Below are 15874 nucleotides of genomic sequence, written 5' to 3'. Positions count from 1 at the left end.
TCCTTCTCGCTGCTGCGGATGGGTCGTGCGGAGGGGGGTGGGGCTGCGTGATCTAGAGCATGCACGAGACGCACTGGTCGAGCTCGGTGCCCTCGAGCGCCAGCTGACGGATGCGGATGTAGTAGATCGTCTTGATGCCCTTGCGCCAGGCGTAGATCTGAGCGCGGTTGACGTCGCGGGTGGTCGCCGTGTCCTTGAAGAAGAGCGTGAGCGAGAGGCCCTGGTCGACGTGCTGCGTGGCGGCGGCGTAGGTGTCGATGATCTTCTCGTAGCCGATCTCGTACGCGTCCTGGTAGTACTCCAGGTTGTCGTTCGTCATGAACGGCGCCGGGTAGTAGACGCGGCCGAGCTTGCCCTCCTTGCGGATCTCGATCTTCGACGCGATCGGGTGGATCGAGGACGTCGAGTTGTTGATGTACGAGATCGAGCCGGTCGGCGGGACGGCCTGCAGGTTCTGGTTGTAGATGCCGTGCTCCATGACCGAGGCCTTGAGCGCACGCCAGTCGTCCTGGGTGGGGACCGCGATGCCCGAGTCGGCGAAGAGGCGGGAGACGCGCTCGGTGGCCGGCGTCCACTCCTTCTCCGTGTAGGTGTCGAAGAACTCACCCGAGGCGTACTTCGAGTCGGCGAAGCCCTCGAAGGTGGTGCCGCGCTCGATGGAGAGGTTGTTGGAGGCGCGCAGGGCGTGGAACAGCACCGAGTAGAAGTAGATGTTGGTGAAGTCGATGCCCTCCTCGGATCCGTAGTGGATCCGCTCGCGGGCGAGGTAGCCGTGCAGGTTCATCTGGCCGAGGCCGATGGCGTGCGACTTGTCGTTGCCGTCCTCGATCGAGCGGACCGAGGTGATGTGCGACTGGTCGGACACCGAGGTGAGGCCGCGGATAGCGGTCTCGATGGTGCGGCCGAAGTCGGGCGAGTCCATCGTCAGCGCGATGTTCAGCGAGCCGAGGTTGCAGGAGATGTCCTTGCCGATCTGCGCATAGGAGAGGTCCTCGTTGTAGGTCGTCGGAGTGTTGACCTGGAGGATCTCGGAGCAGAGGTTGGACATGTTGATGCGGCCCTTGATCGGGTTCGCCTGGTTCACCGTGTCCTCGAACACGATGTAGGGGTAGCCCGACTCGAACTGGATCTCGGCGATGGTCTGGAAGAACTCGCGCGCCGAGATCTTGGTCTTCTTGATGCGCGGGTCGTCGACCATCTCGCGGTACTTCTCCGAGAGGGAGATGTCGCCGAAGGGGATGCCGTAGACGCGCTCGACGTCGTAGGGCGAGAAGAGGTACATGTCCTCGTTGTTCTTCGCGAGCTCGAACGTGATGTCGGGCACGACGACGCCGAGGGAGAGCGTCTTGATGCGGATCTTCTCGTCGGCGTTCTCGCGCTTGGTGTCGAGGAAGCGGAGGATGTCGGGGTGGTGCGCCGAGAGGTACACCGCTCCCGCGCCCTGGCGCGCGCCGAGCTGGTTGGCGTAGCTGAAGCTGTCCTCGAGGAGCTTCATCACGGGGATGATGCCCGAGGACTGGTTCTCGATCTGCTTGATCGGGGCGCCGGCCTCGCGGATGTTCGAGAGCGAGAGGGCGACGCCGCCGCCGCGCTTGGAGAGCTGGAGCGCGGAGTTGATGCCGCGGGCGATCGACTCCATGTTGTCCTCGATGCGCAGCAGGAAGCAGGAGACGAGCTCGCCGCGCTGGGCCTTGCCTGTGTTGAGGAAGGTCGGGGTCGCGGGCTGGAAGCGGCCGGCGACGATCTCCTCGACGAGGGCGGTCGCGAGTGTCTCGTCGCCCTGGGCGAGGCCGAGGGCGGTCATCACGACGCGGTCCTCGAAGCGCTCGAGGTAGCGCTTCCCGTCGAACGTCTTGAGCGTGTACGAGGTGTAGTACTTGAACGCGCCGAGGAAGGTCGCGAAGCGGAACTTCTTCGAGTACGCCAGGTCGTTGAGCTGCTGGATGAACTCGAACGAGTACTGGTCGAGCACGGCCTGCTCGTAGTACTCCTTCTCGACCAGGTAGTCGAGGCGCTCCTTGAGCGTGTGGAAGAACACCGTGTTCTGGTTGACGTGCTGCAGGAAGAACTCGCGAGCGGCCTCGCGGTCCTTGTCGAACTGGATCTCTCCGTTCGGGCCGTAGAGGTTCAGCATCGCGTTGAGCGAGTGGTAGTCCATCTGTGCGGCGTCGCGGGGAGCGTCGATCACTGCTGCGTCCAAAACGTGTCCAATCCTTCGTCGACGGCGCGGACGTCGTCGGGTGTTCCGAATACTTCGAATCGATAGAGGTGCGGCACCTCGCACTTGCGGGCGATGATGTCGCCGGCGAGGCAGTACCCCTCGCCGAAGTTCGTGTTGCCGGCGCCGATGACGCCGCGGATCAGGGAGCGGTTGCACGGATCGTTGAGGAACCGGATGACCTGCTTGGGGACCGCTCCTCCGCCGTTGCCGCCGCCGTAGGTGGGGAGGACGAGCACGTACGGCTCGTGGACGTGGAGCGTGTCGAGGGCGGCTCCGTCGCGACGGGCGTGGAGCGGGATGCGCTGCGCCGGCCGTCCGAGCTTCTCGATGAACCGGTGCGTGTTCCCCGAGCTGCTGGAGAAGTACACGAGCCCGCTCATCCTCCGGCCCCTCTCCCCGTCAGCTGCTGTTCTCGGTCCCGCCTCCGAGGCGGCTGCGCGGTGAGCCGCAAGGCGGAGGAGGAAGCCGCAGCGGCGCTACGGCGCCCGCCGACGACGTCGCGGATCGCCGCCCGTGCGCCTCAGAGGGTCGCGATCTTGTCGGGGCGGAAGCCGGACCAGTGGTCGTCGTCCGTGATGACGACCGGCGCCTGGAGGTAGCCGAGGGCCTTGACGGCCTCGAGGGCCTTCTCGTCCACGGAGAGGTCGAACACCTCGTAGTCGATGCCCTTGCTGTCGAGGGCGCGGTACGTCGCGGTGCACTGGACGCAGGAGGGCTTGGTGTAGACCGTCACAGCCATGGGTGTCGCCTTTCGGAGGGGTGTCCCGGTGCAGCTCCCCGACCGGCGGCTCGCGATGCGGGCGGGGTCGGAGGGTGGTCCGGGTGAGTTCTAGGTGCCGGTGGGGCTCTCGCTCCGACCTGCTCAGCAATACTACATATAGGGGGCGGGCCGGTGTCAGCCCACTAGACGTAGTAGTTACAGCCGTGTAGTTATCCACCGGTTCCTCCCCCGTTCATCCACAGGCCGGAGCCCGTGGAACCGCGGAAGGACGCGGATCCGGACGAACCATCCACAGGTGTGGACAGAAGGATCCCGTTCACTGTGTACAACGCGCCACGGCGTGTCGGCATGCCCGACCGGTGGGGTCCGCGCGGCGGCTCGACCACAAGATGTGGTGGTCGGATCGCATCGCGGGGCATGCCCGGACGGTACGCCCGACCACCGACACCGCGAACGGTCAGAGGAGCTGCGCGGCCCACTCCCGGGCGACGGCGCGCAGGTGCGGGAACGGGTCCGCGAGGGCCGCGGACGAGGAGCCCGCCGCCTCCGTCAGCGACACCGCCGCGGTGAAGCCGGGAGTCGGCGCCGCGATCGCCCCGGCGACGAGGAGCGTCCGCGCCCCGGCCGCCTCGGCGAGCGCGAGGACGTACACCGGGACCTTGCCGGCGGCGGACTGCGCGTCGAAGCGCCCCTCCCCCGTGATGACGACGTCCGCGCCCGCGAGGAGCGCCGGGAGCCCGATCGCCCGTCCGACGGCGTCGGCGCCGGAGGTCGGGCGCGCGCCCCAGGCGAGCAGCCCGAAGCCCGTCCCGCCCGCCGCCCCGGAGCCCGGCGCATCGGGATCTGCGTCCAGGTGCGCAGCGAGACGGCGGAGGCCGCTCTCGAGGAGGAGGACGTCCTCGGGGCCGGCCCCCTTCTGCGGTCCGAAGACGCGGGCCGCCCCGGAGTCGCCGAGCAGCGGGGTCGCGACGTCGCTGAGCACGACCGCGCCTCCGGGCGGCAGAGGACGGAGCCCGCGGAGGTCGGCGGCGGCGAGCGCGGGCAGCGCACCGCCTCCCTCGCCGAGGTCGCGGCCGGAGGTGGTGGAGAAGCGTGCGCCGAGCTCGCGGAGCGCTCCGACTCCGCCGTCGGTCGAGGCGCTGCCGCCGATCGCCAGCAGCAGGGCGTACGCCCCCGCGTCGAGGGCGGCGGCGATCGCGCGGCCGAAGCCGCGCGTGTGCGCGGTGAGCGGTCGGAGCGGGTCGAGCAGCGTGATGCCGCTCGTGGAGGCGAGCTCGACGACGGCTGTCCCGTCGGGGAGCAGCAGCCACCAGGCGCGGACCGGCCGGGAGTCCGGGCCGGGCACGACGGCCGGCAGCCGCTGCGACCCCGGGACCGCGAGCGCGAAGGCCTCGACCGTGCCCTCTCCCCCGTCGGCCATCGGCGCGAGGACGATCTCGTCCCCCGCGCGCGCAGCGCTCCAGCCCTCGGCGATCGCCCGCGCGACCTCGACCGCGCTCGCCGACCCCTTGAAGGAGTCGGGCGCGACGACGACCCTCAGCCTGCCCACGCGCTCAGTGTGGCACCGCGCCCGGCGCGGCCTCGAGCGGTCGCCCGTCCGCGACCTCGGTCGCGTCGCCCCCGTCGCGCGTCCACTCGTGGTGAGCGGCGTGTGCCGAACGAGCGGAGTCGCGGCCTCCTCCGATCGACCCCTGGAGCCGCGCGAACGCGCGTGGAGAGGGCCGCAGCCGCACTGCGCCGCCGCTCAGAGCGGGGTCGCGAGCCGGTAGCCGCGCTTGATCACCGTCGCCACGAGCCGCGGTTCGGGGAGGGCCTGACGGAGGCGGCTGACGGCGACGTCGACCGCGTGGTCGTCGAGAACCTCCGGCGCGGAGGCCGCGAGGACGTGACGCGCGACGGTCGCGCCCTCGGCGGCGACGAGAGTCCGGAACAGCGCGAGCGCGACCGGGGTCAGCGCCACCCGGGTCCCGGCCAGGACGGCGTGCCGGCCTCGGAGCTCGAGAGTGCCGAAGGCCGTCTCGATGCGGGGCGACGCCTGCTCGAGGTGCTCGCAGGTCAGGCGGATGAGCGCGCCCATCCGGAACCGGTCCGGCACGACCGGGAGGATCCCTGCCTCGACCAGGGGTGCTGCGGTCACGGGGCCCACGGCGGCGGCGACCACCGTCTCGCGGAAGGCCGCCTGGAGGTCGTCGAGGCGGCCCGCGGCCTCCGCGACCGTGAAGAGCGCCTCCACCGCCGGCGCGCTGGTGAAGGTGACGGCGTCGATGCCCCCTCCGCAGACCGCGTCGATCAGCCGCAGCACCCGGGCGGAGTCCTCGTGCACGCTCCAGCGGTAGGGCGCGGCCGTGAGCACCCGGGCGCCGGCGTCGCGGAGACGCTGCAGCTGAGCCGGGTCGGTGAATCCGTGCAGCTGCACCGCGATCGTGCGGCCGGCGACGCCCTCGCGCAGGGCCAGGTCGACGAGGGAGGTGGTCGTCTCGCGCTCGCTCATCCCGTGGTCGTCGAGACCCGCCGCACGGATCGCTCCGCGCGCCTTGGGTCCGCGGACGAGGATCCGCGCGGAGGACAGCGCGTCGGCCAGCTCGATCCCCGCGGCGTCCGCGGCCTCGAGCCAGCGCCGCAGGCCGTAGGAGGTGGTGGCGAGGAGCACGTCGGGACGGGCGGCGACGATGGCGCGGGTCTCCTCCTCGAGCGCGCCCTCGGTGTCGACGCCGCGCATGCGGATGGTGGGGGCGTGCGTCACGGCGGCACCGCGGCGCTCGAACGCGGCGATCAGGTCCTCGGAGCGGCGGTCGGAGGTGACCCCGATGCGGAAGCCGTCCAGCTGGTCGGGTCGGAACCCCACGGCGGCGTCGGGATCGGTGCCGGTCATGCTCGGCCCCCTCGGGGTCTCACGCGGTCAGTGCATCGACCGCTCGGGCGATGCTCTCGGGGTCCCCCGCATCATGGCACGCGGCCTGCCGGACCACCTCGCCGATGACGATCACGGCGGGCGAGCGCGGTGCCAGCTCGGCGAGCAGGCCGAGCACTGCGCCGACCGACGAGACCGTCGTGCGCTGGTCGCGCGACCAGCCCCGCTCGACGATCGCGAGGGGCGTGTCGGCGCGCATCCCGGCGCGCTGCAGCCCGGCGACGAGGTGCGGGAGGGTGTTCACGCCCATCAGCACCACGATCGTCCCGCCCAACCCGGCCAGATGGCCGAGCTCCTGCTCGCTGAACGGCGCATGGCCCGAGACCACGGTGAAGGCCCTGCTGACCTCGCGGTGGGTGACCGGGATCCCGGCGGCGGCGGGCACCGAGATCGCGCTGGTCACTCCGGGGACGACCGTGGAGCCGACGCCGGCGAGCCGGCACGCGCGCACCTCCTCCGACCCGCGGCCGAACACGAACGGATCGCCGCCCTTGAGGCGCACGACGTCCAGACCCGCGAGGGCCCGCTCGATCATCAGCCGCTCGATCTCGTGCTGCGGCACCGCATGATGACCCGGCGTCTTGCCGACGTCGATCAGCTCGGCGCCGGGCGCCCACTCGGCCAGGCCCTCGTGCGGACCGAGCCGGTCGTAGAGCACCACGTCCGCGTCGCGGAGGGCGCGGCGGGCGGCGAGGGTCATCAGATCCGGATCGCCGGGGCCGCCGCCGACGATGCTGACGTGCCCGACCGGCCGGGTCGGCGCGGGGGCCTCGTCGACGATCCAGGGGCAGAGCTCGGCCGCCGCCGCTCGGAGCGGTGCAGGCCCCTCCACCCACACGATCAGGGCCGGGGGCGCCGGGGTGAGCGCGTCCTCCGCCTCGTGCCGCTCGACGAGTGCGCCGGCGGCTCGGTAGCGGGCGAGCACGCGGCGGGTTCCGGAGGCGGTGCCGATCACGAGCACACGGCGTCCGGCGAGGTCGAGGGAGAGCTGCATCACGAGTCCGATCCGATCCCGGCCGGACCGACGGGGATCCTCGGCCCCGCGACCAGCACGGGTCCGTCCGGTCTCTCGTCCCGGCCGGCGGGCCGGACCTGCCCGCGCTCGCGCACGGTCGCGACGCGCGGATCCGCGGTGTCCGGGGCGTTCACGAAGGAGCGGAAGCGGCGGAGCCGGTCGGGATCGGCGAGGGTCGCCGCCCACTCGTCGACGTAGGTGTCGACGTGCGTGGCCATGGCGGCCTCCAGCTCGGCGGCGATGCCGAGCGAGTCCTCGCAGACCACCTCGCGCACGTGCTCGAGTCCGCCGGGGAGCTCCTCCTGCCAGCGGGCGGTGCGCTGGAGCCGCTCGGCCGTGCGCACGTAGTACATGACGTAGCGGTCGATGTAGCGCACCAGGGTCTCGTCGTCGAGGTCCTGCGCGAGCAGCTGGGCGTGCGCCGGCTGGTAGCCGCCGTTGCCGCCGACGTAGAGGTTCCAGCCGAGGTCGCTCGCGATGACGCCGATGTCCTTCCCCCGCGCCTCGGCGCACTCGCGGGCGCAGCCGCTGACCCCGAGCTTGAACTTGTGCGGCGAGCGGAGACCCCGGTACCGCTCCTCGAGGAAGACCGCCATCCCGACCGCGTCCTGGACTCCGAAGCGGCACCAGGTCGATCCGACGCACGACTTGACCGTGCGCAGCGACTTGCCGTACGCCTGACCCGACTCGAAGCCGGCGTCGACGAGGAGGCGCCAGATCTCGGGCAGCTGCTCGAGGCGGGCGCCGAACATGTCGATCCGCTGCCCGCCGGTGATCTTCGTGTAGAGGCCGTACTGCTCGGCGACCTCGGCGATCACCTTGAGCTTCGCCGGCGTGATCTCGCCTCCGGGGATCCGCGGGACGACGGAGTAGGTGCCGTCCTTCTGCATGTTGGCCAGGGCGCGGTCGTTGGTGTCCTGCAGCGGCGCCTGGCCGCCGTCGAGGATGTAGGCGTTCGTCTGGGTGGCGAGGACGGAGGCGATCACCGGCTTGCACACGTCGCAGCCCAGCCCGGAGCCGAAGCGCTCCATCACCTGCTCGGCCGAGTGCAGCCCGAGGATGCGAACCGACTCGAACAGCTCGCTGCGGCTGAGCGCCACGTGCTCGCAGAGGGCGCGGGAGACCTCGACGCCTGCACGGATCAGCTCCGTGTCAAGCAGCTTCTTCACCAGGGGCACGCACGATCCGCACTGGGTGCCCGCGCGGGTGCAGGCCTTGAGCGGCCCCAGCTCGGTGCACCCCTCGCCGATCGCGTGACGGACCTCGCCGACCGAGACGTTGTTGCACGAGCAGACCTGGGCGTCGTCCGGAAGGTCGCCCGAGGGCGCCTCCGCCCCCGCCGCCGCGAGGTAGGCGCCGGGCTCGGCCGGCAGCTCGCGCCCCAGCAGCGGGCGGAGGGAGGAGTAGGGGCCCGCGTCGCCGACGAACATCCCGCCGAGCAGCGTGCGCGCATCGTCCGAGACGACGACCTTCTGGTAGAGACCGCGGGCCGGATCGGCGTAGACGACCTCGAGCGCTCCCTCCGTGGTGCCGAGGGCGTCGCCGAAGCTGGCGACCTCCACGCCCGAGAGCTTGAGCTTGGTGGCGTCGTCGACCCCCGGGAAGGTCGCGTCGCCGCCGAGGATCCGGTCGGCGACCACCTCCGCCATCGCGTTGGCGGGTGCGACGAGCCCGACCGTGCGGCCGGCGATCGCGGCGACCTCGCCGATGGCCCAGACTCCCGCCCTGCTGGTGCGGCAGGCCTCGTCGACGACCACGCCTCCGCGCGGTGCGACCTCGATCCCGACCGCTCGGGCGAGCTCGTCGCGCGCCGTGATCCCGATGGAGAAGACCACGAGATCGGCGCTGATGCTGCTGCCGTCGGTCAGCGCGACGCCGAGCACCGTCCCCGTCGGCGAGGTGAGGATCGCGGTGGGCCGGTTGCCGAGGTGCAGCGCGATCCCCTGCGCCGAGATGATGCGGCCGAGGGCCTGCCCGGCGCCCTCGTCGAGCTGCGCGCTCATCAGCCAGCGGCCGGAGTGGACGAGGGCGGTGCGCGCACCGAGCCGGTGCGCGCCTCCCGCCGCCTCGAGGCCGAGCAGACCGCCGCCGACCACGACCACGATCGCGGGGCGTCCGCGCCGGGCGCGGAACGCGGCGAGCTCGGCGACGAGCCCGTCCACGTCCTCGAGCGTGCGGTAGACGCGGCCGTGCTCGGCGCCCTCGATCGGCGGGACCGTGGCGGAGGAGCCCGTCGCCAGGACGATCTCGTCGCCCTCGAGGGAGCGGCCGTCCGCGAGCTCGACGCGCAGGCGGTCGGGATCGATCGCGACTACACGGGAGGAGGTGATCAGCCGCGCCGACTCCCACAGAGCGCCGTCGCCCAGAGTCAGGTCGTGCTCGCCGTCGAGGCGCTTCGAGAGTGCGACGCGGTCGTAGGGACGGTGCACCTCCTCGCCGAGGACGGTGATCTCCAGCGCCTGGTCGCCGGCCCGGGCGACGAGCGCGTCGACCAGGCGGTGCGCGGCGGGTCCCGCTCCGACGACGAGCACGCGTCGGGGCCGGGCGGCGGGGTTCGCTCCAGGAGTCATGACGTCCACCGTAGGGACGGCCCGTTTCCCCGCCGTTGCCCCTGTGTAACAGCGTGTGACGCGCGCCTCTCGGCGAGCGCCGCAGGCCGTGAGGGCTTCGTTACGCCCGCGACACCGGAGGCGTGCTCGCACGAAACGCGCGATCCCTACCGTTGCCTCATCGCGTCCGACCGGATGCGGTGGCCCACCCGCAGGAAGAAGGCGCAGCGATGACCCTCCTCGATCGGCTCGCCCCCGCGACCGCCACCACCTGGGTGCCGGTCTGCGCCGTCGGCGACCTCGAGCCGCTCTGGGGCGAGGCCGCCCTGGTCGGCGGTGTGCAGCTCGCCCTGTTCCTCCTGCCCGACGGGCGGGTGCGGGCCGTCTCGAACCTCGACCCCGCGACCGGCGCCGCCGTGCTCTCACGCGGCATCGTCGGCTCGCGTCTGGTCGACGGGGTGCAGCGGCCCACGATCGCCTCCCCCCTGCACAAGGACGTCTTCGACCTCGAGACCGGCGCCTGCTTCACACGAGCGGAGCTGCACCTCGCCACCTGGCAGGTGCGCGAGAGCGACGGCACGATCGAGGTCGCCCAGCGGACCGCTCTGGTCGCCGCGTCCCACGGGACCTCCGACGACGACGGGAGGCGTGCCGTCGCCGCGCTGGTCGAGGCGGTCCGCCGGGCCAACCCGGCGCTGGACGTGCTCGACTCCTTCGTCGACGTGCAGCAGCCCGACGTCCCCGCGACCCTGGGCTCTCTCGAGCCGGGCCGGCCGGCGGTGGTCGTGCCGCTGCTGCTCTCGGCCGGCTACCACGTGCACGTCGACCTCGCCGAGGCCGCGGCGGAGGCGGAGCGGCCGGTGCGGGTCTCGGGCGCGCTCGGACCCGATCCCCGCCTGGCGCGCGTGCTCGCCCGCCGGCTCCACGAGGCAGGGCTCGACGACGGCGACCGCGTCGTGCTCGCCGCTGCCGGCTCGAGCGACGCCGGTGCCGTCGCGGACTGCTGGACCACCGGCCGCCTCCTCGCCGCCGAGCTCGGCCGCGAGGTGAGCACCTCGTTCATCTCGGCCGCCGAGCCGCGGATCGCGGAGGCGGTCGCCGCCGAGCGCGCCGCCCACCCCGGCGCGCGCGTCGTGGTCGCCACCTACCTGCTCGCGCCCGGCTACTTCGCCGGCCTGGCCGCCTCCGCGGGGGCCGACCTCGCCTCCGCTCCCCTCCTCACCGCCGTCGATCCGCCCGCCCGCGAGCTGGTCGACATCGTCTCGGAGCTGTTCGGGCGCAACGCCTGACGCCTCCTCCCCGCACCACCACCGCTCCACCTCCCCGTCCCGAGCGCGCCCTCGCGCGCGCCGCCCACCCTCCGGAGGACCACGATGACTGCTGCACCCCCGACCACCGTCCCCACGACCGCCGCCACATCCACCGGCATCATCCGACGGCCGGGCCGCTGGATCGACGGCTGGAACCCCGAGGACCCCGCCCAGTGGGAGGCGGAGGGACGCTCCGTCGCCGCTCGCAATCTGAGGTGGTCGATCTTCGCCGAGTTCCTCGGCTTCGTCGTCTGGCAGCTCTGGTCGGTCGTCGTCGTCTCGCTGCCGGCGGCCGGGTTCGCCTTCGACACCGGGCAGATCTTCTGGCTCATCTCGATGCCGAGCCTCGTCGGCGCCACCCTGCGGATCCCGTACACGTTCATGGTCCCCCGCTTCGGCGGCCGCAACTGGACGATCGTGTCGGCGGGCCTCCTGCTGATCCCGAGCGTCGGACTCGGCATCGCGGTCTCGAATCCGGAGACCCCGTTCGGCGTCATGCTCCTGGTGGCCGCGCTCGCCGGCTTCGGCGGCGGCAACTTCGCCAGCTCGATGGCGAACATCACCTTCTTCTACCCGCACGCGCAGAAGGGCTGGGCTCTGGGGCTCAACGCCGCGGGCGGCAACCTGGGCGCCTCCGTCGCGCAGCTCGTCGTGCCGATCGCGATCACCGTCGGCGCCGCGGCCACGCTGAACCTGCCGATCGCCGGCTTCCTCTGGGTCCCCCTGATCGTCGTGGCGATGATCGGCGCCGCCAAGCGCATGGACAACCTCTCGACCGCGAAGTCCGACGTCGCCGCCTCCCTCGCCGCGCTCCGCGAGCCGCACCTCTGGCTGCTGGCCGTGCTCTACATCGGCACCTTCGGGTCCTTCATCGGATTCGCCGGCGTGTTCCCGAAGCTCATCGCCGACACCTTCCCCGAGTTCTCCGGCTTCGCCGTCGGCTCGGCGACGGTCGGCCTCGCGTTCCTCGGCTCCCTGGTGGGCTCGCTGTCCCGCCCCTCCGGCGGCCGTCTGGCCGACCGCTTCGGCGGAGCGCCTGTCACGGTCCTCGCCTTCGTCGCCATGGGCGCCGGGATCCTCGGCGTGATCGCGACACTGCCGCTCGGCAGCTTCTGGCTCTTCCTCGCCTGCTTCCTCGTGCTCTTCTCGGCGGCCGGTATCGGCAACGGCGCGACCTACCGCATGATCCCCACGGTGTTCGCCCTCCGCGCCCGCCAGCGCGGCGACGACGGCATCGGCGCCCAGCGCACGTCCGCCGCGGCGCTCGGCCTGATCTCGGCGATCGGCGCGTACGGCGGCTTCGTGATCCCCCAGCTGCTCGGCTTCTCCAAGACCGAGTTCGGCGACTACACCACGGCGCTGGGCTGGTTCGTCGGCGCCTACGCGGTGATGCTCGCGATCACGGCCGGCGTCTACCTCCGCCTCGCCGCGAAGACGGGGACCCGGATCTGACGATGAGCGCCCCCGCCCCGACCGACTCCCACTGCCCGTACTGCGCTCTGCAGTGCGCGATGACGCTGACACCCGCGGCGGGCCCCGTACCCGTGGCGGTCGAGGGGAGGGAGTTCCCGACGAACCGGGGCGGGCTCTGCGCCAAGGGCTGGACCTCCGCCGAGCTGCTGGCGAGCGGACAGCGCCTGGTCTCCCCGCTGCTGCGCGGCGCCGACGGCGTCCTCGCGGAGGCGTCGTGGGAGGAGGCGCTCGACGCGGTCGCCGGGGCGGTGCGCGGCGTCCGGGAGCGGCACGGCGCCGACGCGGTGGCCGTCTTCGGCGGCGGGGGCCTCACCAACGAGAAGGCCTACCAGCTCGGGAAGTTCGCTCGGATCGCTCTCGGCACCTCCCGGATCGACTACAACGGCCGCTTCTGCATGTCCTCGGCCGCGGCGGCCGGCAACCGCGCCTTCGGCGTCGATCGCGGACTGCCGTTCCCGGTGTCCGACCTCGACGACGCCGACACGATCCTGCTCCTGGGCTCGAACGTCGCCGCGACGATGCCGCCGCTTCTCGCCCACTTCGCCGGTGCCCGCTCGCGGGGCGGCCTGGTGGTCGTCGACCCGCGCCGCTCGGCCACCGCGCGGCTGACGGAGGACGGCGCCGGCACGCATCTGCAGCCCGCTCCCGGGACGGATCTGCCGCTCCTGCTCGGGCTGATCCACCTTGTCTTCGCCGAGGGCCTCGCCGACACCGCCTACCTCGCCGCGCGCACGACCGGCGCCGAGGCGGTGCGCCGCAGCGTCTCGGCGTGGTGGCCGGAGCGCACGTCCGCGGTCACGGGCGTGCCGACCACGCTCCTCCGCTCCCTCGCGCGCCGGCTCGCCGCGGGGCGGTCGTTCGTGCTGACCGGCCGCGGGGTCGAGCAGCACGTCGACGGCACCGACACCGCGACCGCCGCGATCAACCTCGCTCTCGTGCTCGGCCTGGTGGGTCGCGAGGGGTCGGGGTACGGCACGCTCACCGGTCAGGGCAACGGCCAGGGCGGACGCGAGCACGGCCAGAAGGCCGATCAGCTCCCGGGGTACCGCTCCATCCGCGATCCGGAGGCGCGGCGCCACGTCGCCGCCGTCTGGGACGTGACGCCCGAATCGATCCCCGGCCCGGGCCTGCCCGCCACCGCCCTGCTCGCCGAGCTCGGACGCTCCGTGCACTGCCTGCTGGTGCACGGCTCCAACGTGGTCGTCTCGGCTCCGGACGCCGACGCCGTCCGCGCCGGGCTCGAGGCCCTGGACACGCTGGTCGTCTGCGACTTCTTCCTCTCCGAGACCGCCGCGCTGGCCGATGTGGTGCTCCCGGTGCCGCAGTGGGCGGAGGAGGAGGGCACGATGACCTCGCTCGAGGGCCGGGTGCTCCGCCGCCGCCGGGCGATCGACCCGCCGGCGGGAGTGCGCAGCGAGCTCTGGATCATGAGCGAACTGGCGCGCCGTCTCGACGCCCCCTCGAGCTGGTCGACCGTCCCCGCGGAGGTGTTCGACGAGCTGGCCCGCGCGTCCGCGGGAGGCGTGGCCGACTACTCCGGCCTCTCGCACGCCCTGCTCGACACCGGGATCGCCGCCCACTGGCCCTACCCCGCGGGCGGCACGGGGACGCCGCGCCTCTTCGCTGAGCGCTTCGGGCACCCCGACGGCCGGGCGCGCCTGGTCGCCGTCATCCCCGCCGTCCCTGACGTCGTGGACCGCGGCGAGGAGCTGACCCTGGTGACCGGCCGCTACCTCCAGCAGTATCAGTCGGGCACCCAGACCCGGCGGGTCGCGGAGCTCGATGCGGCCCGCCCGGAGGCTCGACTCGAGATCCACCCGGCGACCGCCTCCCGGCTCGGCGTCAGCGACGGAGCACCTGTGGCGATCGGGAACGCGCGCGGCGTGGTCCGCGCCCGCGCGAGCGTCACCGCGGACATCCGCCACGACACGGTGTTCCTGCCCTTCCACTACGCGGGTGAGCAGTGCGCGAACCTCCTCACCGAGGCCGTCGTGGACCCGGTGTCGTCGATGCCCGAGTTCAAGCGCACGCGGGTCTGGGTCCGCGCGGAAGGGACGGCACATGCCTGAGACACCTCCCGAGCGGATCGTCCTGATCGGCTACGGACCCGTCGGCTCGCGCTTCGTCGAGGAGCTGCTGCCGGCCGTGCGGGCCGGTCTGGTCGCGCTGACGGTCGTCGGCGCCGAGGGCGACGACCCCTACAACCGTGTCCTGCTCGCGGAGTACGCCGTCGGCCGGGCGACCCGCGAGCGCCTCGACCTCGGCGACCGGACGGCGGCGGAGGCGGCGGGCGTCGTCCTGCGCCTGGGAGCGGCCGTCGTGGGGATCGACCGCGCGCGGAACGTCGTGCGGCTGCACGACGGCGAGCGGCTCCCCTACGACCGCCTCGTCCTGGCGACCGGCGCCCGGGCGAACGTGCCGACCCTCGCCGGGATGGAGCGGGCCCGACGTGAGCGGACGGTGCGCGCCGCCGATCCGGAGTCGCTCGACGCGGGCTCCCGGCCCCTCCCGGAGAGGGTGGTGGCGCTGCGAGACCTGGCCGACGCCCGGGTGGTCCGCGAGGCCGTGCGCTCCGGCGCTCGCCTCGTCGTGCTCGGGGCGGGAGTGCTCGGGATCGAGTTCGCCCTCGCCGCCGCCGAGCAGGGCGCGCAGGTGGTGGTCGTCTTCCACGGCGACATCCCGATGGCCCGCAATCTCGACACGGGCGGGGGGCGGATGCTGGCCGCGGCCGCCCGCGCGGCCGGCATCGAGATGGTGGCGCACGCCCGGTCCGAGAGCGTCCTGCTCGCGCACGACGACCGCGGCCGTGCGCACTTCCAGGCGCTCGTCTGCGCTGACGGCAAGCAGATCGAGGGGGATCTGCTGGTGCTCTCGTGCGGTGTCGGTGCGCGGGTCGAGCTGGCCGCGGGCGCGGAGCTCGCCGTCTCGACCGGGATCCTCGTCGATGAGCAGCTGCGCAGCTGGAGCGACCCGGACGTCTTCGCGATCGGCGACTGCGCGCACGTCGCCCCCCGCGGCTCGGCCCTCCCCGACGGCCGCGTGCCCGGCGGACCGAGCGGACTGATCGGTCCGGGATGGGAGCAGGCGGACCGGCTCGCAGCGCGGATCCGGGCGGAGGCTGAGGGCCGCTGCGGCGAGGAGCGCGTCCCCGACGCCCGACCGGCGGTCGTGATGCTGAAGGCCGAGGGTGTCGACCTCGTGGCAGGAGGCGACGTGGCCCCGGAGCCGTGGGACCCGCACCGCCCGGGCGAGGAGCACCTCGAGGTGACGCTGTGGGCTGACCCCGCCCGCGGCGGCTACGCCAAGCTCGTGACCGCAGGAGGAGTGCTGCGCGGGTTCGTCTCGGTGGGTCTGCCCCGGGTCGGCGCCGAGCTCAGCCTCCTCTTCGAGCGGGGCTCGGAGCTGCCGGCGGACCGGTCGAGCCTCCTGCGTCTGGACGCCCCGGATGCGGGCGCCGCGGCGACCGGCGATCCGTTCGCCCCCGATGCCACGGTCTGCTGGTGCAACGGCGTGACGGCGGCGGTGATCACCGATGCGGCTGCGGCGGGACACGGGACGGTCGCCTGCGTCGGGCGGGCGACCCGCGCCGGCACGGGCTGCGGCGGCTGCACCGGTCGTATCGCCGAGCTGCTCGCGCGGACGGCGGTCCCCGCCTGATCGCCGCGAGGACCGGG

Annotated in this window: 11 protein-coding genes; 4 read left to right on the top strand and 7 right to left on the bottom strand. The window is 72.9% G+C overall.

Annotation, left to right across the window (positions count from 1 at the left end):
- Window positions 1-52: 52 nt before the first annotated feature.
- From nrdE to nirB, 7 genes are all read right to left on the bottom strand, one after another.
- On the bottom strand, window positions 53-2158 hold the full coding sequence (gene nrdE / locus C5C53_RS12145) for a class 1b ribonucleoside-diphosphate reductase subunit alpha (protein ID WP_104267670.1): 2106 nt from the start codon (window positions 2156-2158) through the stop codon (window positions 53-55).
- Window positions 2159-2184: 26 nt separating this feature from the next.
- A complete protein-coding gene (nrdI, locus tag C5C53_RS12140) occupies window positions 2185-2601 on the bottom strand; it encodes a class Ib ribonucleoside-diphosphate reductase assembly flavoprotein NrdI (RefSeq protein ID WP_104267664.1) in 417 nt (138 codons plus the stop codon).
- Between the two features lie 140 nt (window positions 2602-2741).
- A complete protein-coding gene (gene nrdH, locus C5C53_RS12135) occupies window positions 2742-2960 on the bottom strand; it encodes a glutaredoxin-like protein NrdH (protein WP_068255139.1) in 219 nt (72 codons plus the stop codon).
- Window positions 2961-3399: 439 nt separating this feature from the next.
- Window positions 3400-4482, bottom strand: a complete 1083-nt coding sequence (locus C5C53_RS12130; RefSeq protein ID WP_219813978.1) for a glycerate kinase — start codon at window positions 4480-4482, stop codon at window positions 3400-3402.
- Between the two features lie 204 nt (window positions 4483-4686).
- Complete coding sequence (locus C5C53_RS12125; RefSeq protein ID WP_104224355.1) at window positions 4687-5814, bottom strand: uroporphyrinogen-III synthase; 1128 nt, start codon at window positions 5812-5814, stop codon at window positions 4687-4689.
- Between the two features lie 19 nt (window positions 5815-5833).
- A complete protein-coding gene (gene cobA / locus C5C53_RS12120) occupies window positions 5834-6847 on the bottom strand; it encodes a uroporphyrinogen-III C-methyltransferase (RefSeq protein WP_104224371.1) in 1014 nt (337 codons plus the stop codon).
- Window positions 6847-9438 (bottom strand): nitrite reductase large subunit NirB, encoded by a 2592-nt coding sequence (gene nirB, locus C5C53_RS12115; protein ID WP_104224354.1) that lies wholly within the window; start codon window positions 9436-9438, stop codon window positions 6847-6849. Before nirB ends, cobA begins: the two co-directional genes overlap by 1 nt.
- Window positions 9439-9647: 209 nt before the next feature.
- Between nirB and nirD the strand changes: the two genes are divergently transcribed.
- From nirD to C5C53_RS12095, 4 genes are all read left to right on the top strand, one after another.
- Window positions 9648-10706, top strand: a complete 1059-nt coding sequence (nirD, locus tag C5C53_RS12110; RefSeq protein ID WP_104224353.1) for a nitrite reductase small subunit NirD — start codon at window positions 9648-9650, stop codon at window positions 10704-10706.
- Between the two features lie 84 nt (window positions 10707-10790).
- Complete coding sequence (locus tag C5C53_RS12105; RefSeq protein ID WP_104224352.1) at window positions 10791-12179, top strand: MFS transporter; 1389 nt, start codon at window positions 10791-10793, stop codon at window positions 12177-12179.
- 2 nt (window positions 12180-12181) lie between these two features.
- Window positions 12182-14269, top strand: coding sequence for a molybdopterin oxidoreductase family protein (locus C5C53_RS12100; protein ID WP_104224351.1), 2088 nt, complete (start codon window positions 12182-12184; stop codon window positions 14267-14269).
- Window positions 14262-15857, top strand: coding sequence for an NAD(P)/FAD-dependent oxidoreductase (locus C5C53_RS12095; RefSeq protein WP_104267662.1), 1596 nt, complete (start codon window positions 14262-14264; stop codon window positions 15855-15857). The genes C5C53_RS12100 and C5C53_RS12095 overlap by 8 nt, the downstream gene beginning before the upstream one ends.
- Window positions 15858-15874 lie beyond the last annotated feature (17 nt).

The sequence above is a fragment of the Rathayibacter sp. AY1E3 genome, from assembly GCF_002932235.1.
In the GTDB taxonomy this organism is placed as follows: Bacteria; Actinomycetota; Actinomycetes; order Actinomycetales; family Microbacteriaceae; genus Rathayibacter.
Note: the sequence above shows the minus strand (reverse complement) of the source record. Positions and strands in the feature narration are given on the sequence as shown.

Excerpts from the sequence above, each read along its gene's own strand:
- nrdE (WP_104267670.1), bottom strand. The coding sequence starts at position 2,158 with ATGGACTACCACTCGCTCAACGCGATGCTGAACCTCTACGGCCCGAAC.
- nrdI (WP_104267664.1), bottom strand. The coding sequence starts at position 2,601 with ATGAGCGGGCTCGTGTACTTCTCCAGCAGCTCGGGGAACACGCACCGG.
- nrdH (WP_068255139.1), bottom strand. The coding sequence starts at position 2,960 with ATGGCTGTGACGGTCTACACCAAGCCCTCCTGCGTCCAGTGCACCGCG.
- C5C53_RS12125 (WP_104224355.1), bottom strand. The coding sequence starts at position 5,814 with ATGACCGGCACCGATCCCGACGCCGCCGTGGGGTTCCGACCCGACCAG.
- cobA (WP_104224371.1), bottom strand. The coding sequence starts at position 6,847 with ATGCAGCTCTCCCTCGACCTCGCCGGACGCCGTGTGCTCGTGATCGGC.
- nirB (WP_104224354.1), bottom strand. The coding sequence starts at position 9,438 with ATGACTCCTGGAGCGAACCCCGCCGCCCGGCCCCGACGCGTGCTCGTC.
- nirD (WP_104224353.1), top strand. The coding sequence starts at position 9,648 with ATGACCCTCCTCGATCGGCTCGCCCCCGCGACCGCCACCACCTGGGTG.
- C5C53_RS12105 (WP_104224352.1), top strand. The coding sequence starts at position 10,791 with ATGACTGCTGCACCCCCGACCACCGTCCCCACGACCGCCGCCACATCC.
- C5C53_RS12100 (WP_104224351.1), top strand. The coding sequence starts at position 12,182 with ATGAGCGCCCCCGCCCCGACCGACTCCCACTGCCCGTACTGCGCTCTG.
- C5C53_RS12095 (WP_104267662.1), top strand. The coding sequence starts at position 14,262 with ATGCCTGAGACACCTCCCGAGCGGATCGTCCTGATCGGCTACGGACCC.